At 67.8% G+C, this 26,225-nt stretch carries 17 protein-coding genes; 6 read left to right on the top strand and 11 right to left on the bottom strand.

The window, feature by feature from the left end:
- Window positions 1–7 precede the first annotated feature (7 nt).
- The 11 genes from BMW87_RS30265 to BMW87_RS30215 form a co-directional block, all read right to left on the bottom strand.
- Window positions 8–4,054: a TOMM system kinase/cyclase fusion protein gene (locus BMW87_RS30265; RefSeq protein ID WP_093081405.1), complete on the bottom strand. Its 4,047-nt coding sequence runs from the start codon at window positions 4,052–4,054 to the stop codon at window positions 8–10.
- A gap of 312 nt (window positions 4,055–4,366) precedes the next feature.
- Entirely contained in the window at window positions 4,367–5,539 is a 1,173-nt protein-coding gene (locus BMW87_RS30260; RefSeq protein ID WP_093058837.1) for a BMP family ABC transporter substrate-binding protein, read from the bottom strand.
- 46 nt (window positions 5,540–5,585) lie between these two features.
- Window positions 5,586–6,506: an ABC transporter permease gene (locus BMW87_RS30255; RefSeq protein WP_093058838.1), complete on the bottom strand. Its 921-nt coding sequence runs from the start codon at window positions 6,504–6,506 to the stop codon at window positions 5,586–5,588.
- Window positions 6,507–6,508: 2 nt separating this feature from the next.
- Window positions 6,509–7,654 carry an ABC transporter permease gene (locus tag BMW87_RS30250; protein ID WP_093058839.1) on the bottom strand — a complete coding sequence of 382 codons (1,146 nt, stop codon included), beginning with the start codon at window positions 7,652–7,654 and terminating at the stop codon, window positions 6,509–6,511.
- On the bottom strand, window positions 7,647–9,188 hold the full coding sequence (locus BMW87_RS30245) for an ABC transporter ATP-binding protein (protein WP_093058840.1): 1,542 nt from the start codon (window positions 9,186–9,188) through the stop codon (window positions 7,647–7,649). The genes BMW87_RS30250 and BMW87_RS30245 overlap by 8 nt, the downstream gene beginning before the upstream one ends.
- A gap of 115 nt (window positions 9,189–9,303) precedes the next feature.
- Window positions 9,304–10,704: an NCS2 family permease gene (locus BMW87_RS30240; RefSeq protein ID WP_093058841.1), complete on the bottom strand. Its 1,401-nt coding sequence runs from the start codon at window positions 10,702–10,704 to the stop codon at window positions 9,304–9,306.
- A 76-nt stretch (window positions 10,705–10,780) separates the two neighbouring features.
- Window positions 10,781–11,773 carry a LysR family transcriptional regulator gene (locus BMW87_RS30235; RefSeq protein ID WP_093081403.1) on the bottom strand — a complete coding sequence of 331 codons (993 nt, stop codon included), beginning with the start codon at window positions 11,771–11,773 and terminating at the stop codon, window positions 10,781–10,783.
- A 103-nt stretch (window positions 11,774–11,876) separates the two neighbouring features.
- The gene (gene xdhB, locus BMW87_RS30230; protein WP_093081400.1) at window positions 11,877–14,345 is read right to left on the bottom strand and encodes a xanthine dehydrogenase molybdopterin binding subunit; all 2,469 of its coding nucleotides are present in this window, start codon (window positions 14,343–14,345) and stop codon (window positions 11,877–11,879) included.
- 2 nt (window positions 14,346–14,347) lie between these two features.
- Window positions 14,348–15,982, bottom strand: a complete 1,635-nt coding sequence (xdhA, locus tag BMW87_RS30225; RefSeq protein ID WP_093081396.1) for a xanthine dehydrogenase small subunit — start codon at window positions 15,980–15,982, stop codon at window positions 14,348–14,350.
- Window positions 15,983–16,168: 186 nt separating this feature from the next.
- On the bottom strand, window positions 16,169–16,948 hold the full coding sequence (locus BMW87_RS30220; protein WP_093058845.1) for a sulfite exporter TauE/SafE family protein: 780 nt from the start codon (window positions 16,946–16,948) through the stop codon (window positions 16,169–16,171).
- 121 nt (window positions 16,949–17,069) lie between these two features.
- Complete coding sequence (locus BMW87_RS30215) at window positions 17,070–17,975, bottom strand: LysR family transcriptional regulator (RefSeq protein ID WP_371127415.1); 906 nt, start codon at window positions 17,973–17,975, stop codon at window positions 17,070–17,072.
- Between the two features lie 122 nt (window positions 17,976–18,097).
- Here BMW87_RS30215 and BMW87_RS30210 point away from each other — a divergent pair, with 122 nt between their 5' ends.
- The 6 genes from BMW87_RS30210 to BMW87_RS30185 all read left to right on the top strand — a co-directional run bounded on the left by BMW87_RS30210 (window position 18,098) and on the right by BMW87_RS30185 (window position 26,224).
- Window positions 18,098–19,312, top strand: a complete 1,215-nt coding sequence (locus BMW87_RS30210; RefSeq protein ID WP_218149789.1) for a PQQ-dependent sugar dehydrogenase — start codon at window positions 18,098–18,100, stop codon at window positions 19,310–19,312.
- 29 nt (window positions 19,313–19,341) lie between these two features.
- Window positions 19,342–19,953 carry a c-type cytochrome gene (locus BMW87_RS30205; protein WP_177192877.1) on the top strand — a complete coding sequence of 204 codons (612 nt, stop codon included), beginning with the start codon at window positions 19,342–19,344 and terminating at the stop codon, window positions 19,951–19,953.
- A 93-nt stretch (window positions 19,954–20,046) separates the two neighbouring features.
- A complete protein-coding gene (locus BMW87_RS30200; RefSeq protein ID WP_093081391.1) occupies window positions 20,047–22,206 on the top strand; it encodes a thiamine pyrophosphate-dependent enzyme in 2,160 nt (719 codons plus the stop codon).
- Window positions 22,207–22,217: 11 nt separating this feature from the next.
- Window positions 22,218–23,834, top strand: coding sequence for an indolepyruvate oxidoreductase subunit beta family protein (locus BMW87_RS30195; RefSeq protein WP_093081388.1), 1,617 nt, complete (start codon window positions 22,218–22,220; stop codon window positions 23,832–23,834).
- Between the two features lie 17 nt (window positions 23,835–23,851).
- Complete coding sequence (locus BMW87_RS30190; protein ID WP_093081385.1) at window positions 23,852–25,093, top strand: alpha-hydroxy acid oxidase; 1,242 nt, start codon at window positions 23,852–23,854, stop codon at window positions 25,091–25,093.
- A 48-nt stretch (window positions 25,094–25,141) separates the two neighbouring features.
- Window positions 25,142–26,224, top strand: a complete 1,083-nt coding sequence (locus tag BMW87_RS30185; protein WP_256216980.1) for a TRAP transporter substrate-binding protein — start codon at window positions 25,142–25,144, stop codon at window positions 26,222–26,224.
- Window position 26,225: the final 1 nt, after the last annotated feature.

Genomic DNA, 26,225 nt, shown 5'->3' with positions numbered 1-26,225 from the left:
CCTTGGTTCAAGACATGGTTCGAGAAACAGGCGCATGCACGGGCATGCGCGACGACAGTTCCGGCCGCAGGTCGGCCAGCTCCTTGAGGCGTCCAGCCACGTTGTGCCCGGCGGGTGCCAGTGCCTGCAACGCCGCCAGGGCTTCGTATTCGGTTCTGTACTTCGCACCCTCGCGCGCGACGTTGGCGGCCTGCGAGAAGCACTCGGCCACTGCGTCGTGTTCGCCGCCCGAGGCCTGCAGGTAGCGGGCCTTCTGCAGATGGAGCTCGGACCTGTAGAGCCCTTCCTTGAGCTCGTCCGCCAGGCGCAGGCACTCGTCGATCCGCTCCAGCGCCTCGCCCCAGCGGCCATTGGCGGCCAGCGTGTCGGCGGCAAAGGCGCGGTAGTAGGTCTGGCAATAGCGGCAGCCCATGCCCCACAGCGCCTGCACCCAGCCGTCGGCCTGCGCGATGTTGTCGACGTCGCCGGTGGCCCAGCAGCGGATGATTGCCGCGTAGCCCTGGAATGCCGGCAGGCCGTAGCGCTCGGTGATGCCGAGCAGCTCGCCCGTGCTCACCAGCGCCCGCGCCTTGTCGTTGCGGCCCTGATGGCCAAGGCTCTGGTACAGCAGGGCCATGCTCAGCGACGGAATGTGCGACATCTCGCGAGCCCAGCGCACGGCATTGGTGGCGTCGGCGCGCGCGGCCGCATCGTGGCCCGCGAACCAGCGCACGAGTGCGCGCCCCGTGGTCGCCCACACGCGGGTGTCGAAGCCGAAGTAGGCGGCATGGTGCGCATGCCCCTCGGGGCTGTAGCGCTCGATGCCGTCCGTCAGCGACTGCTCGGCGCGCTCGAAATAGCCGTCGGAATAGTGCGCGAGCCCGAGGTACGTTTGCGCCGCGACGAACACGCCCTCGTCCTGCTGCTGGGTGGCGTGGTCGAGCAGCCGGTTGCTCAGCTGCTGCACCTCGGCGCGATTGCTCGCGACGTGGTGGAAGGTGATCAGCGTCCACAGGTGCTGCACCTGCTTCTCCCGCGCCACGTCGTCGGAGAGCAGCTCTTGCGACAGGGCGATGCGGTCCACCACCTGCGCATGCGCCCAGCCGTACTTGTTCATCATGGCCTGCGTGACGTAGCTGTTCACATCGAGCCGCGCCTCGCGCTGCGCGGCGCTGTCCAGGTGCGCCATCCAGCCGTCGATGTGCTGGGCATAGGCAATGGTTTCGTCGTTCAGCGAGCGGTGCTGGGTAATGAGCAGCTGCCGCACGGCCAGCGCGACGGCCTCCGCATGCTCGCCCGCATCGGCCCAGTGCTGGGCCACGCTGCCCGGCTCGCTGGCCACGCGCTGAGGCTGGCTGCTCAGCAGCGTCTGCGCGACGTTGCGGTGCTGTTGCCGGCGCTGCGCGTCGAGCATGCATTCGTAGGCGGTGTCGCGGATCAGCGCGTGGCGGAAGATGAAGGCGCCCGGCGGCCCGGCCGGGGCCACGAGCCCCGCGTCGAGCAGCACGGCCATGTCCTTGTCCATCGCTTCGGGCGACTTGCCCGAACAGGCGCACAGCAATTCGGCATCGAACTGCCGCCCGATGGTGGCTGCCAGCTGCAGCAGGCCCTTGACGGAGCCCAGCCGGTCGAAGCGGCTGACCAGAGAGTCGCGCAGCGTGACCGGAATGGCAGCCGGCTGCGCCGTGTCCTTGAAGACCCAGACGCCCTCCTGTTCCACCAGGTAGGCGTCGAGCAGCATGCGCGCCATTTCCTGGATGAACAGCGGCACGCCGTCGGTGCGCGCGACCACGTTGTCGATCACCTGCTGCGCGGCGACTCTTGGCGCCAGCGCCTGCCGGGCCAGTTCGGCGGCCTGCGCGTCTTCGAGCCGACGCACCTCGATGCACTCGGCCTGCAGCGCCGGCGGCTTCACCCATTCGGGCCGCGCGGTCAGCACCAGCAGCACGCGTTGCTGCGGCAATTGGGCAACCAGTTGCTCGACGAACTCGATGCTGGTGGGGTCGGCCCAGTGCACGTCTTCGAGCAGGAGCAGCAGCGGCGCCGCCTCGGCCATGTGCAGCAGCCACTGTGCGGTCGACTGCAGCAGCAATCCCTTCTGCATCGCGGGAGACACCTGGCTGGGTGCGCGATCGCCCAGTGGGAGAGACAGCCACGCGCAGAAGATCGGCAGTACCGCTTCGGCGTCGCAGCCGGCGGCCTGCAGGGCCTCGCGCAGCCGCTCGCGCCGGGCGTCGGGCGTGGTTGCGTCCGGTGCGGCTTCGAGGCGCTGGCGCAGCAGCGTCAGGAACGGCGTCAGCGCGTTGTTCTGGTTCTCGGGCTGGCACTGCGCGCTGACGGTCTGCCAGCCTTCCCGCGCCACCTGCTCGCGCAGCACGTCGGCAAGGCACGACTTGCCGATGCCGGGCTCGCCGCGGACCCACACCGCGCCGCCGTGGCCTTGCCGGGCCTGCGCCCATGCGGCGCGCAGCTGTTGCAGTTCGGGCTCGCGTCCGATGCACGCGTTGTGCAGTGCCTGCTCCACGGATCCATGCGGCGCGGGCGCCTGCTGTTCGCCGCCCAGGCGGTAGGTCTGGATGCCGCCGGACTGCCCCGGCAGGGTCACGTTGCCGGCCTTGTCGAAACGCGCATGGCGGCCCAGCAGCCGGTAGCTGCTTTCGCTTGCCAGCAGCGTGCCGGTATCGGCCACGCCCTCGAGCCGCACCGCGACGTTGACGGCATGGCCCGACGGGATTTCTCCGGCGGCCACCACCGCCATGCCGGTGTGCATGCCCATGCGAATGCCCAGGTGCACGCCGTGCGCCTGCTCGATGGCGGCCGAGCGCTCGCGGCTCAGGTCGATCAGCTCCAGCGCCGTCATGCCGGCCTGCCGCGCATCGGTGTCGCTGGCGTGCGGATAGCCGAAGAGCACGATCATCCGGTCGCCCAGCGTGCCGGCCAGCAATCCGCCGCGCCGCGTGGCGGTTTCCGCGAACAGGGTGAGCTCGTTGCGCTGCAGCAGCTCCAGGTTTTCAATGTCGGAGGGCAAGGCGTCGTCGATGCCCTCTTCGTCCGCGCCGGCGTCCGGCCAGACGGAGACGCTGCAGCACAGCACGGTGAGCTGCCGCTTTTCGGAAAACCCGCGCGTGGTGGCCACGGTGTGGCTGAGAGCTTCGTCTTGCGCCTGCTTCGCCGATCGCAGCACGCCCACCAGGTCGTCAAGCCGCAGGCGCCCGAGTTCGGCCAGAAGCGTGGCTGCTGAATCGCTGCGGTCGGCCGCCTTTTTCCTCAATGCCTGGCGCAACACGGAGGCCACCGGATGGCTGGCGATTTCCGCCGGCAGAGGCACCTCTTGCGGGCTCAGTTGCTGGTGAAGAATTTCTGCCGCCGATGCGCCTCGAATAGCGGGCACGCCCGTCAGGCACTCGATGAACATCAGCCCCCAGGCGTAGATATCGGACTTGACGCCGGGCGGCTCGCCGCGCAGTTGCTCGGGCGCGCTGTAGGCCGGCGTGCCCAGAGACTCGTCGGTCATCGTGAGCGTAGGGAACTCGGCGCCCCTGTTCGAGGGAATGACGGTGCTGATGCCGAAGTCGAGCACCTTCGCATGTGGGACGGCACCGGTGAAGGTGACCATCACGTTGTCGGGCTTCAGGTCGCGGTGCACGATGCCTGCGCTGTGTGCGCAGTCCAGTGCGTCCAGCACTTCCGCCATGAGGTGGGCGGTCTCGGTGGCCGTCAGCGCGCCCTTGCGCCGGATCAGGCTGGTGAGCGTTTCACCCGGCACGTACTCGAAGACGCCATAGACGCATGGGCCCTGCTCGCCCTTGTCGAGCAACTGGACGATGTGCGGGTGGTGCAGCGAGGCGCAGAGCTTCGTCTCGCGGTGAAAACGTGCAACGCGCTGGCTGCCGACCTGCAGCTTCACGACCTTGATTGCGACCACGGTGCCCGTGTTCTTCTGCAGCGCGCGATACACGGTGCCATAGCCGCCGGCGCCTAGCTCCTCAAGCAACTCGTAGCCCGGAATCTCCAACGGATTCGGCAATGATGATTGCGACACTGCGTGCGTGGGGTTGGTGACGGCATCCTGCATTTCAGTCTCGTCGTGATGGATCGTTGAGAGTCCTCCGGAGCGTGCTGCGGCCGCGATCTGCGCTGCGGCAGGAACGCGAATTAGACACTAATTGTTACTGTAGCGGACGCGAGGACTTTTCAACTGGGTCGCCCCAAAAAAGAAAACCCGCGCAACGCGCGGGAGTTTAGAACTTTTGAATGTATAAGCGCCCTCGCTCGCGAACGTGGCCGATTCGCGGACACCGAGGAACCGGCTCCGCCGGGCCTCAGGTGTCGCCCCCGGTAGGGGGTTGGCGTAGCGACACGGAGTGCGCGAAGCCTGGGGGCGAGCTTATTTCTTGTCGCCGCCCGGCACCTTGCCTTCGACGCCCTTGACGTAGAAGTTCACGCCCGACAGGAACTTGTCGTCGGCCACTGCGTCCTTGGCAACCACTTCCTTGCCGTCCTGGCCGAGGATCGGGCCCTTCCAGATCACGAAGCTGCCGTCCTTCAGGCCCTTCTTCACGGCCTCGACCTTGGCCTTGGTTTCGGCCGGCACGTCTTCGGCGATCGACACGAGGTCGATGGCGCCTTCCTTCACGCCCCACCAGCTCTGGCCGGTGGCCCACTTGCCGTCCAGCGCTTCCTGGGTGGCCTTGATGTAGTACGGAGCCCAGTTGATGGTGGCCGAGGCCAGGTGGGCCTTGGGACCGTAGGCGGTCATGTCCGAATCCCAGCCGAAGGCGCGCTTGCCCTTTTCCTGTGCGGTCTTGAGCACGGCAGGCGAGTCGGTGTTCTGGAACAGCACGTCGGCGCCGCCGTTGATGAGGGCGGTTGCGGCTTCGGTTTCCTTGGGCGGGCTGAACCACTCGTTCACCCACACGACCTTGGTCGTGATCTTCGGGTTGACCGACTGCGCGCCCAGCGTGAAGCTGTTGATGTTGCGCAGCACTTCGGGAATCGGCACCGAGCCGACCACGCCCAGCGTGTTGCTCTTGGTCATGGCGCCGGCAATGACGCCTGCCATGTACGCGCCCTCGTACGTGCGGCTGTCATAGGTGCGCATGTTGTCCGAGGTCTTGTAGCCGGTGGCGTGCTCGAACTTCACTTCCTTGCTGTCGGCCGCGACCTTGAGCATGGGCTCCATGTAGCCGAAGGTGGTGCCGAAGATCAGCTTGTTGCCCTGGCCGACCATGTCGCGGAACACGCGCTCTGCGTCGGCGCCCTCGGGCACGCTTTCGACGAAGGTGGTCTTGATCTTGTCGCCGAATTCCTTCTCGAGCGCCTTGCGGGCGTTGTCGTGCGCGAAGGTCCAGCCGCCGTCGCCCACCGGTCCGACATAGGCGAATGCGATGTTCAGCGGCGCTGCCGGAGCCGGAGCGGCCGCAGCAGGTGCCGGGGCCGGCGCGGGCGCCGCGGCCGGTGCTGCCGCTTCTTCTTTCTTGCCGCAGCCGATCAGGGCCGCCGAAGCGACCGCAGTGAGAGCGGCCAGCTTGAGCAGGGAGCGCTTGTTCAGATCATTCATTGTCGGAAATCCTCAAAAGGACAGGTTGGCGGAAAACGAAACGCGATTATGAGCCGGGGTAGAACGGTTTCCCGATGGAAGCCGGCATGTTGGCGCGGATGAAGGCCGGGTTGCGCGAGATCAGCGCCAGCACCACGATGGGCGCGATGTACTGCAGCATGCTGAGGAACTGCGAGGGCACGTCGACGCCGCTGCTCTGCAAATGAAAGCCCAGCATCGACACGCCGCCGAAAAGATACGCACCCAGCAGCACGCGAACCGGCCGCCAGGTGGCGAAGGTGGTGAGCGCCAGCGCGATCCAGCCGCGGCCGGCCACCATGCCCTCGACCCACAGCGGCGTATACACGGTCGACAGATACGCGCCCGCGAGCCCGCACAGCGAGCCGCCCGCAATCACCGCCATGAAACGGATGCGCCGCACCGGGTAGCCCAGCGCATGCGCCGACTCGGGCGATTCGCCGACCGAGCGCAGCACCAGGCCGGCACGCGTGCGGTACAGGAACCAGATCAACGCCAGGGTCAGCACCACCGCGAAATACACCATCGGGTGATGGCGGAACAATGCGGGGCCAACGAGCGGAATGTCGCTCAACACGGGGATCGCGTACGACGTGCTTTCCGGCAGCTTGGCCTGCACGAAGTTGATGCCGGCAAAGGCAGAGAAGCCGACGCCGAACAGGCTCAGCGCCAGGCCCGTTGCGTACTGGTTGGTGTTGAGCCAGATCACCAGCACGCCGAAGAAGGCTGCGAGCAAGGCGCCCGCCGCCATGCCGGCCAGGAAGCCGAGCCAGGGGTTGTGCGTGGTGACGACCGTTGCGAAGCCGGCGATCGCTGCGCACAGCATCATTCCCTCGGCGCCGAGGTTGACGATGCCGGCCTTCTCGTTGATGAGCAGGCCCAGCGCCGCGATGGCGAGCACGGTGCCCGCGCTCAGCGTGGAGCCGAGCAGGAGTGCGTAGCTTTCCATGTTCAGTGGCTCCCTTCGGTGGCACGCGCGACGGGTGCGGTGATCGGCGTGCTCGCTTGCAGCGAGGCGGTGGTCATGGTGGCGGCCTTCGCGGCCGCCTTGCGCCGGATGCGGTACGCAATGAGCGTGTCGCAAGCCAGCAGCGTGAACAGCAGCAGCCCCTGGAACACACCGGTCAGCGACTTGGGCAGGCCCAGCCGCGACTGCGCAAGCTCGCCGCCGATATAGAACATGCTCATCAGGATGGCCGAGAAGATCATGCCCACCGGATGCAGCCGCCCGACGAAGGCCACGATGATGGCCGCGAAGCCGTAGCCCGCCGGCACATAGGGTGTGAGCTGGCCGAGCGGCCCGGCCACTTCGAGCGCACCTGCCAGGCCGGCCGCGCCGCCCGAAGTCAGCAGCGCAATCCACACCGCGCGCCGCGCCGAGAAGCCCGCATACCGCGAGGCCGCCGGTGCCAGCCCGCCGACCTGCTGCGCGAAACCGGCGCGCGTGCGGAACAGGAACACCCACAGCGCCCCCGCCCCCACCAGCGCGATGACCAGTCCGATGCTCACGCGCGAGCCCTTGAACAAGCGCGGAATCTGCGTGACTGCCTCGAAAGTCTTGGTCTGCGGGAAGTTGTAGCCGTTCGGGTCTTTCCATGGTCCATAGACCATGTAGCCCAGCAGCAGCGTGGCCACGTAGACCAGCATCAGGCTCACCAGGATTTCGTTGGCGTTGTACTTGTCGCGCAGGAACGCGACGATGCCCGCCCACACCATGCCGCCAAGGATGCCGGCCAGCAAAATAGCCACCACGATCCACTGCCCCGTGGTCTTGTCGGCCAGCAGCGCCACGCCGCCCGCCGCGATGGCACCGAACACGAACTGCCCTTCGGCGCCGATGTTCCACACGTTCGAGCGGAAGCACACGGCCAGCCCGAGCGCGATGATGAGCAGCGGCGTCGCCTTCACCATCAACTCGCCGATGGCGTAGCCGCTCTTGATGGGTTCGTAGAAGAACACCAGCAGGCCCTTGACCGGGTCCTTGCCGAGCGCGGCGAACAGCGCCACGCCGATCAGCACGGTGATCAGCAACGCCAGGATCGGTGAGGCATAGCTCCAGAAGCGCGACAGCTCCGGGCGGGGTTCGAGCTTAAGCATGGGCGGCCTCCGCCTTCTGGCCGACATTGTTGCCAGAGGTCTGCCACAGCCCGCTCATCCATTCGCCGATCTGCGGCAGCGTGGCAGCCGCGCGGTCGATTGAGGGCGACAGCCGCCCCTTGGCGATCACGTGCAGCCGGTCGCAGATGTTGAACAGCTCGTCGAGCTCCTCGCTGATGACCAGCACGGCGCAGCCGGCGTCACGCAGCGCAAGGATCTCCGCATGGATCAGCGCAGCCGCGCCCACGTCCACGCCCCAGGTCGGCTGCGAGACGATGAAGAGCTTCGGGTTGGCGTCGATCTCGCGCCCGACGATGAACTTCTGCAGGTTGCCGCCCGAGAGCGAACGCGCCGCTGCGCGCGGCCCGCCGGCCTTGACCTTGAAGCGCTCGATGATGGCCTTGGCCTGGCGCTCGAGCGCGCCGGTGCGGATCCACCCGCCCCGGCCCACCGCATCGCTACGCGTGAGCAGCAGGTTGTGTGCGAGCCCCAGCGTGGGCACCGCGCCGCGGCCCAGCCGCTCTTCGGGCACGAAGTGCAGGCCGAGCGCACGACGCGAGCGCGGGCGCAGCCGGCCGGCCGGCTTGTCGAACACCCGGACCATCGAGGCCTCGGCGCGCACGTCCTCGCCCGAGAGCGTGTAGAGCAGTTCGCGCTGGCCGTTGCCCGAGACGCCTGCAATACCGACGACCTCGCCCGCGCGAACCTCGAACGAGATGCCCTCGAGGTCCATGCCGAACTGGTCTTCGCGCGCCAGCGACAGCCCATCGACGCGCAGCGCCACTGCGCCCGCATGCACCGGCCGGTGCTGCAGCGGCGGCGGCTCGCTGCCGATCATCAGCCGCGACAGCGACTGCGTGCTCTCGTTCTGCGGATTGCACACCCCCGTCACCTTGCCGCCACGCAGCACGGTGCAGGCGCTGCACAGCTCCTGGATCTCGTGCAGCTTGTGGCTGATGTAGAGGATGCTGCAGCCCTCGGAGGCCAGCTTGTTCAGCACATGGAAGAGCTTGATGACCGCCTGCGGCGTGAGCACCGAGGTCGGCTCATCGAGGATCAGCAGCTTGGGGTTGGTGAGCAGCGCGCGAATGATCTCCACCCGCTGCATCTCGCCCACCGACAGCGTGTGCACCGGGCGCGAGGGGTCGATGTCGAGCCCGTACTCGCTCGCCTTGGCGGTGATGCTGCGCGCAACCTCGGCCAGTTGCAGCGACTTGTCGAGCCCCAGCCAGACGTTCTCGGCCACGGTGAGCGTGTCGAACAGGCTGAAGTGCTGAAACACCATGCTGATGCCCAGCGCCCTCGCCTGCTGCGGGTTGCGCAGGTTGACGACGTGGCCATCGAACATCACGGTGCCCTCGTCGGGCTTGACCGACCCGTAGATGATCTTCATCAGGGTCGACTTGCCGGCGCCGTTCTCGCCGAGCACGGCGTGGATTTCGCCGGGCTGCACGGCCAGGGAGATGTCGCTGTTCGCCACCACCGCGGGATACCGCTTTGTGATGTTCGCGAGCTGGAGTCTGGGGGTTGTCATGCCGGGTTTCGTGGATTTGTCTCGTTCAACTGCAACAAAGCGGGAACAGCTATCAGTTTAATAGCGTGCTCCCGCGACCATCGGCGCCCGACGGCGCTTCGCTCAGTTCATTGCATCAGTGTCCGCCGATATAGGCGAACTTGAACAGGAACACGGCGGCGATGACCCAGACCATCGCATGCACTTCCCGTGCCCGGCCGGTGCAGAGCTTCAGCACGGCGTACGTGATGAAGCCGAAGGCCAGGCCGTTGGCGATCGAGTAGGTGAAGGGCATCGTCAGCGCGGTCACCGCGGCGGGGATCACCTCGGTGGTGTCTTCCCAGTCGAGCTCGACCAGGTCGCGCAGCATCAGGCAGCCCACGAAGAGCAGCGCCGGCGCGGTGGCATAGGCCGGCACCGAGCCCGCCAGCGGCGAGATCATCAGGCAGGCCAGGAACAGCAGCGCCACCACCACGGCCGTGAGGCCGGTGCGGCCGCCCGCCTGCACGCCCGCCGCGCTTTCCACGTAGGCCGTGGTGCTCGACGTGCCGAGCAGCGAGCCGGCGAAGATCGCGCCGCTGTCGGCCAGCAGCGCCTTGTTCATGCGCTCCATCTTGCCCGGCACCAGCAGGCCGGCGCGTTTGGCCACGCCCATCAGCGTGCCGGTGGCGTCGAACATCTCGACCAGGAAGAACACCAGCACCACGTTCAGGATGCCGCCCTTGAGCGCGCCCAGGATGTCGAGCTGCATGAAGGTGGGCGCGATGGACGGCGGCGCATCGAACACGCCGTGGAACTTGTTGCCGCCGAAGAAGAACGACAGCACCGTCACCGTGACGATGCCGATCAGGATCGCGCCGCGCACCTTGAGCTTGTCGAGCGCCACGATGATGAGAAAGCCCAGCGTCGCCAGCACCACCGGCGCCGAGTGCAGGTCGCCCAGCGTGACGAAAGTGGCGGGCGATGCTGCCACCACGCCGGCGCTCTTCAGCGCGATGAGCGCCAGGAACATCCCGATGCCCACGGTGATCGCAGTTCGCAACGACTGCGGTATGCCCTGTATGAACAGCTCCCGCAACCCCGTGACCGTGACGATCAGGAACAGGCAGCCCGAGATGAACACCGCGCCCAGCGCAACCTGCCACGTGTAGCCCATGCCCAGCACCACCACGTAGGCGAAGTAGGCGTTCAGGCCCATGCCCGGCGCCATGGCAATCGGGTAGTTGGCGTACAGGCCCATGATGAGCGTGCCCAGCGCCGCAATGAGGCAGGTGGCGACGAAGACCGCGCCCTTCGGCATGCCCGCGTCCCCGAGGATCGACGGGTTCACGAAGATGATGTAGGCCATCGTCAGGAAGGTGGTGAGCCCCGCGATGACCTCGGTGCGCACGGTGGTGTTGTGCGCACTGAGCTTGAACATGCGTTCAAGCAGGCCCGAGCCGCTTGCGCTGCCCACAGCCGCACGCGGACGCGCGGACTCGACATGCCCCGGGATGCGGGGCTCGGCGCCTTTCGGCGCCTGTTCCAACGTACTCATTTCGCTTGTCTCCAGCTGTTGTAGTGGCGGTTTTCATCGTTCCCCCGCTCACGACGCCGGCGCGAACGGGGTTTTCTCAGGGATCCGGGGTTTCAGGGGCGGCGGGCGGGCGCAACGCAGCGCCAGGTATCGCGGAAGCCGGAGGCCGCAGCGAAGCCGCCACGTCCTTGATGCATTCGCGCAGCCAGCGCGCAGAGCTCGACGAATGGGTGCGCTCGTGCCAGAGCTGGTAGTACATGAGGCGCGGCAGCGCCACGGGGCAATCGAGAATCTTCAGCGGCAGCCGCGACGCAAAACGCTCGCAGTACTGGCGCCCGGTGGTCAGCACCAGCAGGCTCGACGCCACCATGTCCGGAATGAGGCTGAAGTGCGCGCAGCGCGCCGTGATGTTGCGCTGCCGACCCAGTTCGTCGAGCATCTGGTCGATGATGCCGCGCCCGCCCGGGTGCATGGGCGTGGGCGCGATGTGCTCTGCCGCAAGCCATGTCTCCAGGTCCCAGCCGCGGCGCACCGCCGGATGGTCCTTGTTGACCAGCGAGACCACCTCGTCGCCGAAGAGCCGCGCCATGTGCAGGTCTTCCGGCGGCTTGAGCCAGTTGCCGATCACCAGATCGACCTGGCCGAGTGCCAGGTGGCCGTGGTAGTCCGAGTCGGGCGAGAGCGCGTGGATCTCGATCTGGCACAGCGGTGCGTCGCGCTTGACCTGCGCCACCAGCATGGGCAGGAACAGCGGGTCCATGTAGTCGCTGGCCGCGATGCGGAAGGTGGTGGCCGCCGACTGCGGCTCGAAGCCCCGCGCATCCGAGAACAGCATCTCGGCCGCGCGAAGAATGCTCGCAGCCGGCTCGATCATGCGCAGCCCCGCGTCGGTGGGCACCATGCCCGAGCCCGAACGCACCAGGAGCGGATCGCCCGACAGCTCGCGCAGGCGCTTCAGCGCGGCCGAGACGGCCGGCTGGTACATGCCCAGGCGGATGGCTGCGCGCGAGACGCTGCGGTCGGTCAGCACGGTGTGAAGCACCCGGATCAAATGAAGATCGATCTTGTCGAAAAGCGCCTGGTCTCTCATGGCTGTTCACACCTTTCTTGTCTGTGCGAACAGTTATACAGCGCAGCATTTGGCGAAACCGGGTGTGGAAGTGAAGCTCGGACCGTGCGAGCACGGCCCGCTGTCATTCGGCCGATGCGGGTTCCACCGCCTGCACGGCGGTGATGGCTCGGAGGATCGACTCGCTGGTGGCCGGCGCCTTCAGCGGCGGATCGACCCTGTGCCCACCGACCGCCGACACCGCATCGCGGATCGCGAAGAACACCGAGAACGGCAGCAGCAGCGGCGGTTCTCCCACGGCCTTGCTGCGGTGAATGGAGTCTTCGAAATTCTGGCCTTCGAACAGGCGCACGTTGAACACGGGCGGGCAGTCGTTGGCGGTCGGAATCTTGTAGGTGCTGGGCGCGTGCGTGGTGAGCTTGCCGCTTTGCGGGTGCCACACCAGCTCTTCAGTGGTGAGCCAGCCCATGCCCTGGATGAAGGCACCTTCGACCTGGCCGATGTCCACCGCCGGATTCAGCGACTTGCCCGCGTCGTGCAGGATGTCGGCGCGCAGCAGCTTCCACTCGCCGGTGAGCGTGTCGACGATCACCTCGCTCACCGCCGCGCCGTAGGCGTAGTAGTAGAACGGGCGGCCCTGCATCTTGTCCTTGTCCCAGCTCAGGCCGGGCGTGGCGTAGAAGCCGTCGGACCACAGCTGCTTGCGGTCGAGATACGCCTCACCCACCACGGTGCTGAAAGCCAGCGTGCGGCCGTTGACCTCGACCTTGTCGTTGGCAAAGCGCACTTCACTGGCCTTGCCGCCATGGCGCTCGGACGCGCTCTCGGCCAGGCGCTCGCGAATCTGGCGGGCTGCGTCCTGCGCGGCCTTGCCATTCAGGTCGGCGCCGGTCGACGCGGCAGTGGCCGAGGTGTTGGCCACCTTGGTCGTGTCGGTCGCCGTGACGCGCACGCGCTCGAAGCTCACGCCCAGCTCGTGCGCCACCACCTGCGCCACCTTGGTGTTGAGGCCCTGCCCCATCTCGGTTCCGCCGTGGTTCACAAGGATCGAGCCGTCGGTGTACACGTGCACCAGCGCGCCGGCCTGGTTGAAGTGCTTCACGTTGAACGAGATGCCGAACTTCAGCGGTGCCAGCGCAAGGCCGCGCTTGAGTACCGTGCTCTTCTTGTTGAAGGCCGCGATGTCTTCGCGCCGCGCGCGGTAGTCGCTGCTGGCTTCCAGCTCGGCCACGAGTTCGTGGACGATGTTGTCGGTGACGGTCTGGCGATACGGCGTGACGTTGTTCTCCGCCTTGCCATAGAAGTTGACGCGCCGCACGTCGAGCGGGTCGCGCTTCAATTCGCGCGCCACCGAGTCCATGATGTTCTCGATGGCGATCGCGCCCTGCGGACCGCCGAAGCCGCGGAAGGCCGTGTTGCTCTGCGTGTTCGTCTTGCCCGAGAAGCCGTGCATGGCCACGTTGGGCAGCCAGTAGGCGTTGTCGAAGTGGCACAGCGCACGCGTCATCACCGGGCCCGACAGGTCGGCCGAGTGGCCGGCGCGCGAGACCATCGTGATCTCTGCGCCGAGGATGCGGCCTTCGTCGTCGTAGCCGACTTCGTACTCGTACCAGAAGCAGTGACGCCGGCCCGTGACCATGAAGTCGTCGTCGCGGTCGAGCCGCAGCTTCACGGGGCGCTGCAGCTGCCGCGCCGCGATGGCCGCCACGCAGGCGAACAGTGCCGACTGCGACTCCTTGCCGCCAAAGCCGCCGCCCATGCGCCGGCATTCCACATGCACTTCGTTCGACTGCAGGTGCATCGCATGCGCCACCAGGTGCTGCATCTCGCTCGGGTGCTGCGTGGAGCAATGGATGTGCAGCGCGCCGCCTTCCTTCGGAATGGCGTAGCTGATCTGGCCTTCGAGATAGAACTGTTCCTGCCCGCCCACGTCGAGCGTGGCCTTGTGGCGATGCGGCGCGTTGGCGATGGCGGTGCGCACTGCGGCCTCGTCGCCTTCGTTGGCGGCACCGCCGCTGCGCACGATGTGCATCGGCGGCACCACGTACTGGCCGCGTTCGTGCGCGGCCTGCGGCGTGAGCACGGGCGGCTGGGCCTCGATGGTCAGCGCGTCCTTGGCCTTCGCGGCGGCGCGGCGCGCGTCGGCGCGGGTTTCGGCGATCACGGCGAACACCGGCTGGCCAAGGTAGCGGATCTCGCCGCCGTCGTTCACGGGCAGCAGGATCGGGTCGTCGTGAATGATCGAGCCGCAGTCGTTGGTGCCCGGAATGTCGTCAGCCGTGATGACCGCGACCACGCCCGGCATGGCGCGAATGGCGTCGAGCGACAGCGCCGTGACGCGGCCATTCGCGGCCGGCGACAGGCCCAGCGCGCAATGCAGCGTGCCGGTGAGTTCGGGAATGTCGTCGATGTAAGTCGCTTCACCGGCCACGTGCAGGTGCGCCGATTCGTGAGGCCGACTGATGCCCACGCGCATGCCGCGCTCGTGCGCCAGCGCTTCAGCGCCCACGTCGATGCGGGCGGCGGTGTTGGTCAGGTAGTCGGCAAAGGCCTCGGAGGGCTGCAGCAGGCGGGCGTCGATGGGCTTGTTCATGGTCAGACTCCTGCGGCAGTGGCCGGGGTCGCGTGGGGCATCACGCTCCAGACGCTGGTTTCTTCCAGCGACAGGGCGTCTTCGGCGCGGGTTTCGAGCCAGAGGCGCTGAATGAGGTTCTGCGCCACCTGCAGCCGGTAGTCGGCCGATGCGCGCATGTCCGACAGCGGTTTGAAGTCTTGCGCCAGCGCGAGCCTGGCGGTGGCAACGCTGGCCTGCGTCCACGGCTTGCCGAGCAAAGCAGCCTCGGCATTCGCGGCGCGCTTGACGGTAGCGGCCATGCCGCCGAAGGCCAGGCGCACGGCCTTCACCGTGTCGCTGCCGGCTTCGAGCTCGATGGCGAAGCCCGCGCACAGCGCCGAGATGTCGCAGTCGAAGCGCTTGCTGATCTTGTAGGCGCGAATCTGGCGGCGCAGCGCGGCATGCGGAACGGCCAGCCCCTGGACGAATTCGCCGGGCTGCAGCTGGTTCTTCATGTAGTCCAGATAGAACTCGGGCAGCGGCATGCGGCGCACCACATCGCCGCGGCGCAGTTCGATCTGTGCGTCGAGCGCCATCAGCACCGGCGGCGAATCGCCGATGGGCGAACCGTTGGCCACGTTGCCGCCCATGGTGCCTGCGTGGCGGATCGGCGGCGAGGCGAAGCGCAGCCACACCTCGGCCAGGCTGGGCACGCGCTCGACCAGTGCGGCGAAGGCGGATTCGAGCGAGGCGCCCGCGCCGATGTAGAGCTCGCCACCTGCATTGTTCGGGCGGTCTTCGATCGTCTTCATTTCGGCCACGTCGCCCACGTAGATGATGTCGCCCAGGTCGCGGAACTGCTTGTTGACCCAGAGGCCGACGTCGGTCGAACCGGCCAGCAGCTGGGCGCGTGGCTTCTGTTCGCGCAGCGCGGCAAGCTGGGCCAGGGTCTTGGGGGCGTGGAAGTGGTCGATGCGGGCGCCGAGCGGGGCGGCGTAGTTCAGGTCCAGGCCGTCGTTCTGCAGGGCGGTGAGCGCTGCGACCACGGGCTGGGTGTCGAGGCGAACCGAAGGCAGGTCGAACATGCGCTGGCCGGCATCGAGGATCGGCCGGTAGCCGGTGCAGCGGCACAGGTTGCCGGAGAGGTCGTCGGCCAGCTGCTGGCGGGTGGGCTGCGTGCCTTCGGCCTGGTGGTGCTCGTAGGTGGCCCACAGCGACATCACGAAGCCGGGCGTGCAGAAGCCGCACTGGGAGCCGTGGCAGTCGACCATGGCCTGCTGGACCGGGTGCAGCGTGTGCACGGGGTGCTTCTTGGCGATGTTGCTGTCCTGTGCCTTGGCCTGGCACTGGGTCTGCGCCTTGAGGTCTTCGACCGTGAACAGGGCCTTGCCGTGCAGCGTGGGAAGAAACTGGATGCAGGCGTTGACCGTCTGCAGGTTCAGGCCGCCAACGGCGCCCGGGGCGTTCGGGTCGGTTGCGAGTTCGCCGATGACGACGGTGCAGGCGCCGCAGTCGCCTTCGTTGCAGCCTTCCTTGGTGCCGGTGCAACGGGCGTCCTCGCGCAGCCAGTCGAGCACGGAACGGGTCGGGTGGACGCCGGTGACGTCGACGATCTTTCCGCGATGGAAAAAGCGGATCGGGTGAATCTGGCTGCTACTGCTGCTGTCGGTGCTCATGCTTTTGGGCTCGTGGGGGACCCGTCGTGGGTCAGTCATGGACGTTAGCGGCTTGTTCGGCGTCGTGCATACGGAGGGGCCCATAACGCGTATGTGGGGGTCGGTATGCCACGTACGGGGAAACCCTTGCGCATGCGCTGCAATTACCGGGCCACACACCGGGCAGTGCCTTGGCCCGGGCGGTGGTCAGCCGTGCGCGATGGCCACCCACGCGGAGGCGATCAGCGTCGAGCCCGCCGCCGCGAGCAAGCCGCCGACCAGCCACTTCAGCGTACGCGGCCGCAGCTTGTTCGGCAACCGGTGGTGCACACGCGTCACCCCGTAGACCACAGGCATCGCGCACCCGGCGAGCAGCGCCGCATGCCACGAGAAATGCCCTGTCGGCACCACGATCACCAGCCGCACGAGCGAGTTGAACGCGAACATCAGCAGCAGCGCGCGGCGCACCAGCTCGCGGTCCAGCGGCTGGCGGTACATATGGAAGACGATGGGCGGCCCCGAACTCGAGAACAGCCCGCCCAGCACGCCCGACAACCCGCCGATGACGGCAAAGCTCGTGCGCCCCGACACCACCGGCAGCGGTTTGCCCTGCAGCACCAGCAGCACGGCGCAGCCCAGGATCGACACGCCCAGCAGCCCGCGCAGCCAGTTGACCGCCCCGCCGCTGAGCCATGTGAGCAGCATCAGGCCCACGATCACGCCTACCGTGCTGCCATTGAGCGCCGGCTTCATCAGCTGCCAGGGCACCACGCCGGGCCGGGCGCGGAAATACGTCCACGCATTGATCAGGCTCAGCACCGTGGCGGCGTTGGCGGTGTCGCTCACGCTGGCGATATGGAACACCGACACCAGCCCGAGCAGGATGAGGCTGAATGCAAAACCGGTCAGGTTCTGCGCATAGGTGGCGAGCGCCACGCAGGCCATGAAGACCAGCACGGGGCCGGCCTGGGAAAGAACTTCTTGCACCGGCTGCGTCTTCAGAGTGCGGGGGAAAGGGGAAGCAAAACGAACATTCGAAAGCAATCAGGGCAACGGGAGGCGCAGAGGCGGCGGCCACCCAAGAATAACCGCGCGCCAACTCACGAATTCACGGCTTCTCCGAGAAGAGCTCGACGATGACCTGCCTGAGCCACCGGTTCCCCGGATCGGCCTCGAAGCGCTTGCTCCAGTGCAGCGACACCGTGAAGTCGCGCAGCGGAAACGGCGGCTCGACGATGGCGTAGCCCCCCTCCTCAGCAAAGCCACGCGCAATGTTGCGCGGCATCACCACTGCCAGATCGGTAGCACGCACGATCGCCGGCAGCACCATGAAGTGCTCGGTAGTCAGCCGCAGCCGGTCTTCGAGGTTCAGCAGCTGCAGGATGCGCAGGGTGTCGGCATGCGTGCGCACTGCCACGTACTCGAGCTCTTGCAGGGCCTCGAGCAACGCCTGCCCGCTGCGCCGCCGCTTCACAAAGGGATGGTCCTTGCGCAACAGCACGATGTAGCGGTCCTTCAGCAGCTGGGTGCTCTGGGTGTCCTTCACGCGCGGCAGGAAGCCGAAGGCGAAATCGACCTTGCCGCCATCAAGGCCGGTGGCAATGTCGCCCGGCGCCAGCGGCATGGTCTCGACCCTCACCCCCGGCGACAACTCGCGCAGCCGCGCCATCAGCGCCGGCAGGAAGCGCCCTTCTCCGATGTCGCTCATGTGAATGCGGAAGGTCTTGCGCGACACCAGCGGTTCGAAGTGGTCGGACTCGTGCAGCGCCTCTTCCAGCACGCTCAGCGCCGCCTGCACGGCCACCGCCAGCCGGTCGGCGCGCGGCGTTGGCGCCACGCCGCCGGGGGCGCGGGTGAAGAGCGCATCGGCAAGCAGCAGCCGCAGGCGGCCCAGGCCATGGCTGGCCGCCGGCTGAGTGAGGCCCAGCGATTCGGCGGCGCGGCTCACGTTGCGCTCGCGGTAGACCGCGTCGAACAGCCGCAGCAGATTGAGGTCGAGCGTTTCCATATGCATGCCATTCATATTACTTAGCTCGATTATTTTATTGAACGCTGCAGCAGCGCCACGCACACTGGCGGGCGCTGTCCGGATCGCCCCCGCGACCGGACAGCCCCACGACAAGAAGGAGACAAGACATGGCCCCGATTCGTGCATTCGGCGCGTTCCGCGCGCATGCGGCGCTCGCCGCCCTTCTCTGCGCAGCCGTTACCGCATGGGCCCAGCAGCCGCCCACCGAAGAGCCGGGCTGGGCCAAGGGCAGGCCGAAGAACGAAGCCGCCACGCGCATGGCGCCGGTGCCCTCCTTCCCGATTCCGACCGCGGCCGACCAGTTGCCGACGGCCAAGTTCAAGCTGCCGCCCGGCTTCAAGGTCGAGACCTGGGCCTCGGGCGTGCTCGACGCGCGCGAGCTGCGCCAGGGCGCCAAGGGCACGGTGTTCGTGAGCACGCTCTTCGTGGGCAACAAGGTCTATGCAATTGCCGAGAAGGGCGACCACAAGCCCAAGACGATCATCGACAAGACCGAGTTCGCCACCGGCATCGAGTTCTACAAAGGAGCGCTCTACCTCGCGACCCACAAGCAGATCGTTCGCTACGACGGCATCGAGGACAAGCTGGACAACCCCGGCACGCCCGTGGTGCTCAACGACAAGCTGCCCGGCGGGCAGGACCACAGCTGGCGCTACCTGCGCATGCACGACGACAAGCTCTACTACGCGGTCGGCGCGCCCTGCAACCTGTGCGAGCCCGACGACGCGCACGCGCGCATCTTCCGCATGAACCCCGACGGCAGCGGCATCGAGACCGTGGCGCGCGGCGTGCGCAACACGGTGGGCTTCGACTTCGATCCCAAGACCGGCAACCTCTGGTTCACCGACAACGGCCGCGACTGGCTCAGCGAAGACCTGCCGAACGACGAGCTGAACGTGGTGACCAGGCCCGACCAGCACTTCGGCTACCCGTACTGCCACCAGGGCAACATCGCCGACTCCGAATTCGGCTGGGGCAAGAGCTGCAACGACTACGTGAAGCCCGCCGCGCTGCTCGGCCCGCACGCCGCCGCGCTGGGCCTCACCTTCTACAAGGGAAAGATGTTCCCGGCCAAATACCGCGGCGCCATGTTCATCGCACGCCACGGCCCGTGGAACCGCACCGTCAAGTACGCCGACATCGCGGTCGCCTGGCCCGACGGCAAGGGCGGCGCGAAGGTCGAGCCCTTCATGACCGGCTTCGTCGAGAACAACACCTACCTCGGCCGGCCGGTGGACTTCCTGGTGCTGAAGGACGGCTCGATGCTCGTGAGCGACGACCACGCCGGCGCGATCTACCGCATCAGCTACGGCGGCCGATGACACCAGCGGGCCTTCTCTTTCGACACGCGATGGCGGCAATGATCATGGCGGCGGCAGCATCGTCGGCCGGTGCACAGGGCACGCAGGCGGCAAAGGGCGGCTACGCCCAGCGCTACGCCGAGCTCTGCGCCTCATGCCACGGCGCCAATGGCCGCAGCGACATGGCAGGCACGCCGGTGCTCGCGGGGCAGCATTCGTTCTACGCGATCACGCAGCTGTATCTCTTCCGTGAAGGCCGGCGCGACAACCCCGCGATGACGGCGGTGGCGAAGACCATGAAGGACGAGGACCTGCGCGGCTTCTCCGATTTCATCGCCACCCTGCCTGCGGTGCCGCCCCCGCCGCCTGCCGCGCCGGCCGACGCGGCGCGCATGGCGCGCGGCCAGGCGCTGGCGCAGGAACATCGCTGCCTGCTCTGCCACGGCGCCGACCTGAGCGGCGGCCAGCAGGTGCCGCGCATCGCACAGCAGCACGAGGACTATCTGCAACTGTCCCTGCAAGGCTTCCGCACCGGCAAGCGCCCGGGCTACACGCAGGCCATGGGCGAAGCGGTGGGCCGCGTTCCGCCGGAAGACCTGGACACCCTCGCCTACTACGTGGCGCGCTTTCCCGGCGCGGCGCCCAAGCCGCCTCCCAAATAAACGCCCTCTTCCGGCGTGCAGCACCGGCGGATGCACGGTGCCGGCACTGCGCACCCCGAACCCTCCCCCCAACGAACATCGGAGCCGAATCTCTTGGAAGTCTCATTCAGCAAGGAAGTGGAAATGCTGCGTCTCGGCGCAGGCGACACCTTTCACGGCGAGGGCATCCTCGCGATCACCAAGGGCCTGCTGCAATCGGGCGTGGCCTACGTCGGAGGCTACCAGGGCGCGCCGGTGTCGCACCTGCTCGACGTGATGGTCCAGGGCAAGGCCTACATGGACGAGCTGGGCGTGCACGTGGAGGCCTGCTCCAACGAGGCCTCGGCCGCGGCGATGCTCGGCGCGTCCATTCACTACCCGCTGCGCGGCGCGGTCACGTGGAAGTCCATCGTCGGCACCAACGTGGCCGCCGATGCGCTGTCGAACCTGTCCTCGCCGGGCGTGACCGGCGGCGTGCTGATCGTGGTGGGCGAGGACTACGGCGAAGGCGCCAGCGTGATCCAGGAGCGCACGCATGCCTACGCGCTCAAGTCGAGCATGTGCCTGCTCGACCCGCGGCCCGATCTCGGCGTGATGGTGCGCATGGTGGAAGAAGGCTTCCGCCTCTCCGAAAGCTCGAACATGCCCTGCCTGATGGAGCTGCGCATCCGCACCTGCCACGTGCGCGGCAGCTTCGAATGCAAGGACAACATGGCGCCCGCCATTTCGACCCGCGCGCTGATGACGGAGCCGGCGGGCTTCGACTACATGCGGCTCGCACATCCACCCGTCACCTTCCGGCACGAGAAGCTCAAGGGCGACGAGCGCATTCCGGCCGCGCGGCGCTACATCGTCGAGCACGGCCTCAACGAGCTGATACCGGGCCAGCGCCACGCCGACCTTGGCATCGTTGTGCAGGGCGGGCTCTACAACGCGCTGATCCGCAGCCTGCAACAGCAGGGGCTGGCCGATGCCTTCGGCGAGACGGACATACCGATCCTCGTGCTCAACGTCACCTACCCGCTGGTACCTGAACAGGTCGCCGACTTCTGCGTAGGCAAGCGCGCGGTGCTTGTGGTGGAAGAAGGCCAGCCCGAGTACATCGAGCAGGACATCGCCACGCTGCTGCGCCGGCGCGACATCCAGACGCCGCTGCACGGCAAGGACATGCTGCCGTCGGCGGGCGAGTACGGCGTCGAGGTGCTGTCGGGCGGCATCGGAGCCTTTGCCGCGAAGTACATCGAGGCAAGCGAAGCCTCGTCTTCTGCGCAGGCCTGGCTGGCCGGCAACCGCGAGCGCCGCGAAGCCGTTGCGCGCAGCCTGAGCGCGCCGCTGCCCAACCGGCCGCCGAGCTTCTGCATCGGCTGCCCCGAGCGGCCTGTGTTCTCGGCGTTGAAGCTCGCGCAGCAGGAAACAGGGCCGGTGCACATCGCGGCCGACATCGGCTGCCACGCCTTCGGCACCTTCGAGCCCTTCTCGATGGGCCACTCCATCCTGGGCTACGGCATGAGCCTGGCGAGCCGCGCAGGCGTTGCGCCGATGATGAACCGCCGCACGCTGTCGATCATGGGCGACGGCGGCTTCTGGCACAACGGGCTGCTCACGGGCGTGCAGAGCGCGCTGTTCAACGGCGACGACGCGGTGCTGCTGATCTTCAAGAACGGCTACACCTCGGCCACCGGCACGCAGGACATCATCTCGACGCCCGACGACGAGATCAAGGAGCGCGCCGTCGACAAGCAGCAGAGCCTGGTCGACAAGAACCAGACCATCGAAGACACGCTCAAGGGCCTGGGCGTGAAGTGGATGCGCACCGTCACCACCTACGACGTGGAGCGCATGCGCAAGACGCTGACCGAGGCGCTCACCAGCGATTTCAACGGCCTGAAGGTGGTGATCGCCGAGGGCGAATGCCAGCTGGAGCGCCAGCGCCGCATCAAGCCGTGGATTGCCGGGTTGCTGAAGAAGGGCGAGCGCGTGGTGCGCGTGAAGTACGGCGTCGACGAAGACGTGTGCAACGGCGACCACGCCTGCATCCGCCTGTCGGGCTGCCCGACGCTCACGCTCAAGGACAACCCCGATCCGCTGAAGGTGGACCCAGTTGCCACCGTGATCGACGGCTGCGTGGGCTGCGGGCTGTGCGGCGCGAATGCGCATGCGGCCACGCTGTGCCCGAGCTTCTACCGGGCCGAGGTGGTGCAGAACCCGAAGTGGCATGAGCGACTGCTGCACGGGCTGCGCGGTGCGGTCGTTCGCGCGCTGCAACCGGCGTGAGGAGCGAAGGCATGGAACAGAACCGCCCTCTCACCCTGCTCGTTTGCGCCCTCGGCGGCGAAGGCGGCGGCGTGCTGACCGAATGGCTGGTCGACATCGCACGCCACGCCGGCTACGCGGCGCAGAGCACGTCGATTCCCGGCGTGGCACAGCGCACGGGCGCCACCACCTACTACCTCGAAGTGTTCCCGGCGCCGCTCGCGCAGCTCGGCGGCAAGCGCCCCGTGTTCAGCCTGAGCCCGGTGCCGGGCGCGCTCGACGCGATCGTCTCGTCGGAGCTGCTGGAAACCGCGCGGCAGATCGGCAACGGCATGAGCGCGCCGCTGCGCACGCTGGTCATCAGTTCGTCGGCGCGCATCTTCACGACGGCCGAGCGCATGGAGCCGGGCGACGGCCGCGCCGACGCGCAACGACTTCTCGACGTGGTGAAGGCCTTCAGCCGCGAGCACCATGTGTTCGACATGAACGCCATCGCGCGCGACAGCGGCACGGTGGTCAGCGCGGTGATGCTCGGCGCCATCGCGGGCAGCGGGCTGTTTCCGTTCCCACGCGAGGCCTACGAGCACGTTGTGCGCGGCGGCGACACGAGCGCGCCGGACAAGCTCGGCAAGATGGCCGCCGCCAGCCTGCGGGGCTTCGCGGCAGCCTTCGACGCGGTGAGCGCCCCGCGCGCACAAGCCGCCTTCGTCAGCAGCGTGCTGGCCGGCGACGCGAACGACGCACCACCGCCAGCCAGCGCCCTGCCCGGTGACCTCGCGCGGCGCTTTCCGCCGGCCGTGCACGATATGCTCACGCTCGGCCACGCCCGCGTGCTCGACTATCAGGACGCCGCCTACGCCGCGCTCTATGCCGAACGCCTGGGCCGCGTGCTGGACGCAGAGCGCGCCGCCGATCCGGCCGGTGCACATGGCTTTGCCATCACCCGCGAGGCCGCGCGCTGGCTCGCGCTGTGGATGGCCTTCGACGACATCGTGCGCGTGGCCGCGCTCAAGGGGCGCGCGAGCCGCGCACAGCGGGTGCGGCAGGAGGTGCGGGCCGGCGATGAAGACATCGTGAAGGTCTACGACCACTTCAAGCCAGGTGCCGCCGAGTTCGCGGCGCTGCTGCCTCCTTCGCTCTCGCGCCGCGTGACGGCATGGGACCGCGGCCGGCAGGCGCGCGGCCTCGCGCCGTGGGCGCTGCCGCTGAAGGTGGGCAGTCATTCGGTGTTCGGCATGGCCTCGCTGCGGCTGCTGGCCTCGCTGCGCTGGCTGCGCCGCCGCGGCAGCCGCTTCGCCGAAGAACAAGCGCTCATCGAACGCTGGCTCGCCGCCGTGGAAGCCGGCACGCGCGAAGCCTGGACGCTGGGCCACGAACTCGCGCTGTGCGGGCGGCTCATCAAGGGCTACGGCAGCACCAACGAACGCGGCAAGGACAACCTGCTGCACGTGACCGACCAGCTCGCCGCACAGCCCGGTGTGGCACCGGCCGAGCGCGCGCTGGCCGTGGCCGCCGCGCGCACGGCCGCACTGGCCGACGACGCGGGCAAGGCGCTCGATGCCGCACTGGTCGAACATGGCGCGCCCGCACGCCCCATCAAGGCCCAGCCCATCCGCTGGATGAAGCGCAAGCCGACCGGCGGCGCCTGAGACGGAAGGCGCCCACGATGACGCAGCTGCTCAACGTCGAGGACTACCGCCGCCGCGCACGGCGCGTGCTGCCGCGACTGGTGTTCGACTATGTCGACGGCGGCGCGGAAGACGAACGCTGCCTGCGGCGCAACCGCGATGCGCTCGAAGCATTGCCGCTGATTCCGGAGTGCCTGCGCGACACGCACGCGATGGACATCGGCATCGAACTCTTCGACCGACGCTGGCGTGCGCCTTTCGCGGTCGCGCCCATCGGGCTGGCCGGCCTCGTGCGCCCGCGCGCCGATGCCCTGCTGGCCAGCGCCGCGCAGGCCGCGCGCGTGCCCTTCATTCTCTCGACCGCATCGAACATCCGCATCGAGGACGTGCGCACTGCCGCCCCCGACGCCACGCTATGGATGCAGCTCTACGTGATGGGCGAGCGCGCCATCGCCGAGCGCATCGTTCGCCGCGCGCGCGCCGCCAACTTCGAGGCGCTGGTGCTCACGGTGGATGTGCCCGTCGGCGGCTTGCGCGAACGCGACCTGCGGCACGGCTTTCGCGTGCCGATGCGCCTCACGCCCGGCACGGTGTTCGACATGGCGCGGCACCCCGCATGGCTGCTGCGCCTGGCGCGCGGTGGCATGCCGCAGTTCGCGAATCTGCTGCCAGATGACGACGACGCACCGGTCTCAGCGCAGACGCAGGCCGCGCTGCTCTCGCGCACCATGGACCGCACGCTGACATGGGAAAGCCTCGCGTGGCTGCGCAAGCTCTGGGACGGCCCGCTGCTCGTGAAGGGCCTGCTCGGCGCGGAAGACGCGCGGCGCGCGGTGCGGCATGGCGCGGACGGCATCGTGGTCTCGAACCACGGCGGACGCCAGCTCGATGCGGCACCGGCCAGCATCGCAGCGCTGCCCGCCATCGCCGATGCGGTCGGCGGGCGCATCCCCGTGCTCATGGATGGAGGCATCCGGCGTGGAAGCGACGTTGTGAAGGCGCTGGCACTGGGCGCGCGTGCGGTCCTCGTCGGCCGCGCACCCGTCTACGGACTGGCCTGCGACGGCGAGCGAGGCGCACTGTCGGTGCTGCAACTGCTCGCGCAGGAAACCGAACGCACGATGACGCTGCTCGGCGCCGCGCATGCACGCGAGCTCGGGCCGCGCCATGTCGACCGGCCCACACCGCGTTCGCTCGACGAACAGAACGGCTCCCCACAACGACCTCCGGAAAGCACGCGCGGGAAACCCTCCATTTACCCCGCACGCGCGCCTGCCTAGGCTCACCGGACTCGACGATTTCACACGCTACCCATAACGAAGGAGACCATGCAAACCACGCACCGCCCCCGCCGCCTCGGCAAACCACGCCCGCAACGCGTCGCTCGCCGCATCCAGCCCCTTGCCCTGCTCGCAGCCTGCGCCGCGCTCGTCGCGGGCACGCCCGCCGTGCAGGCGCAGGACAAGCCCGTGCAGCTCAAGCTGTCGAGCTGGGTGCCCGCGCAGCACCCGCTCAACCCCGCGCTGCAGGCCTGGGCCGACGACATCAAGAAGGAATCGGGCGGCACCATCACCGCCATCCTGTTTCCGTCGGAACAGCTCGGCAAGGCCTTCGACCACTACGACATGGCGCGCGACGGCATCGCCGACTTCTCGTACGTGAACCCCGGCTACCAACCGGGGCGCTTCCCGGTGATGGCGGGCGCGTCGCTGCCCTTCCTGTTCGCCAACGGCAAGGAGGGCTCGGCTGCCATCGACGCCTGGTATCGCAACTACGCGGCCAAGGAAATGAAGGACGTGAAGTACTGCTTCGCGTTCGTGCATGACCCGGGCACCTTCCACTCGCGCAAGAAGATCACCGTGCCCACCGACGTCAAGGGCATGAAGGTGCGCCCGGCCACCAGCACCGTGGGCCAGCTCATCACGTCGCTGGGCGGCACCAACGTGCAGGCCTCGGCGCCCGAGTCGCGTGACATGCTGGAGCGCGGCGTGGCCGACGCCATCACCTTCCCGTGGGGATCGATCGGCCTGTTCGGCATCGACAAGGTGGTGAAGTACCACATGGACGCACCGCTCTACGTCACGCCCTTCGTGTGGGTGATGAACAAGGGCAAGTACGACGCCATGTCCACCGCGCAGAAGAAGGTGATCGACGACCACTGCACCAGCGAATGGGCGCAGAAGGTGGCCGGCCCGTGGGCCGACTTCGAGTTTGCGGGGCACGCCAAGATGGCGGCGCTGTCGGGGCATGAGATCTACAAGCTCACGCCCGAGCAGCTCGACGCATGGCGCAAGGCGGCAGCGCCTTCGGAGGCGCAGTGGGCCGAGAGCGTGAAGAAGGTGGGTGAAGACCCGAAGGCCATCATGGATGCACTGAAGGCCAGCCTCGTCAAATACAAATCGGCGCTCTGAG

This window comes from Variovorax sp. OV084, from assembly GCF_900111625.1.
In the GTDB taxonomy this organism is placed as follows: domain Bacteria; phylum Pseudomonadota; class Gammaproteobacteria; order Burkholderiales; family Burkholderiaceae_C; genus Variovorax.
The sequence above is the reverse complement of the archived record's forward strand: the minus strand, read 5'-3'. Positions and strand labels throughout refer to the sequence as shown.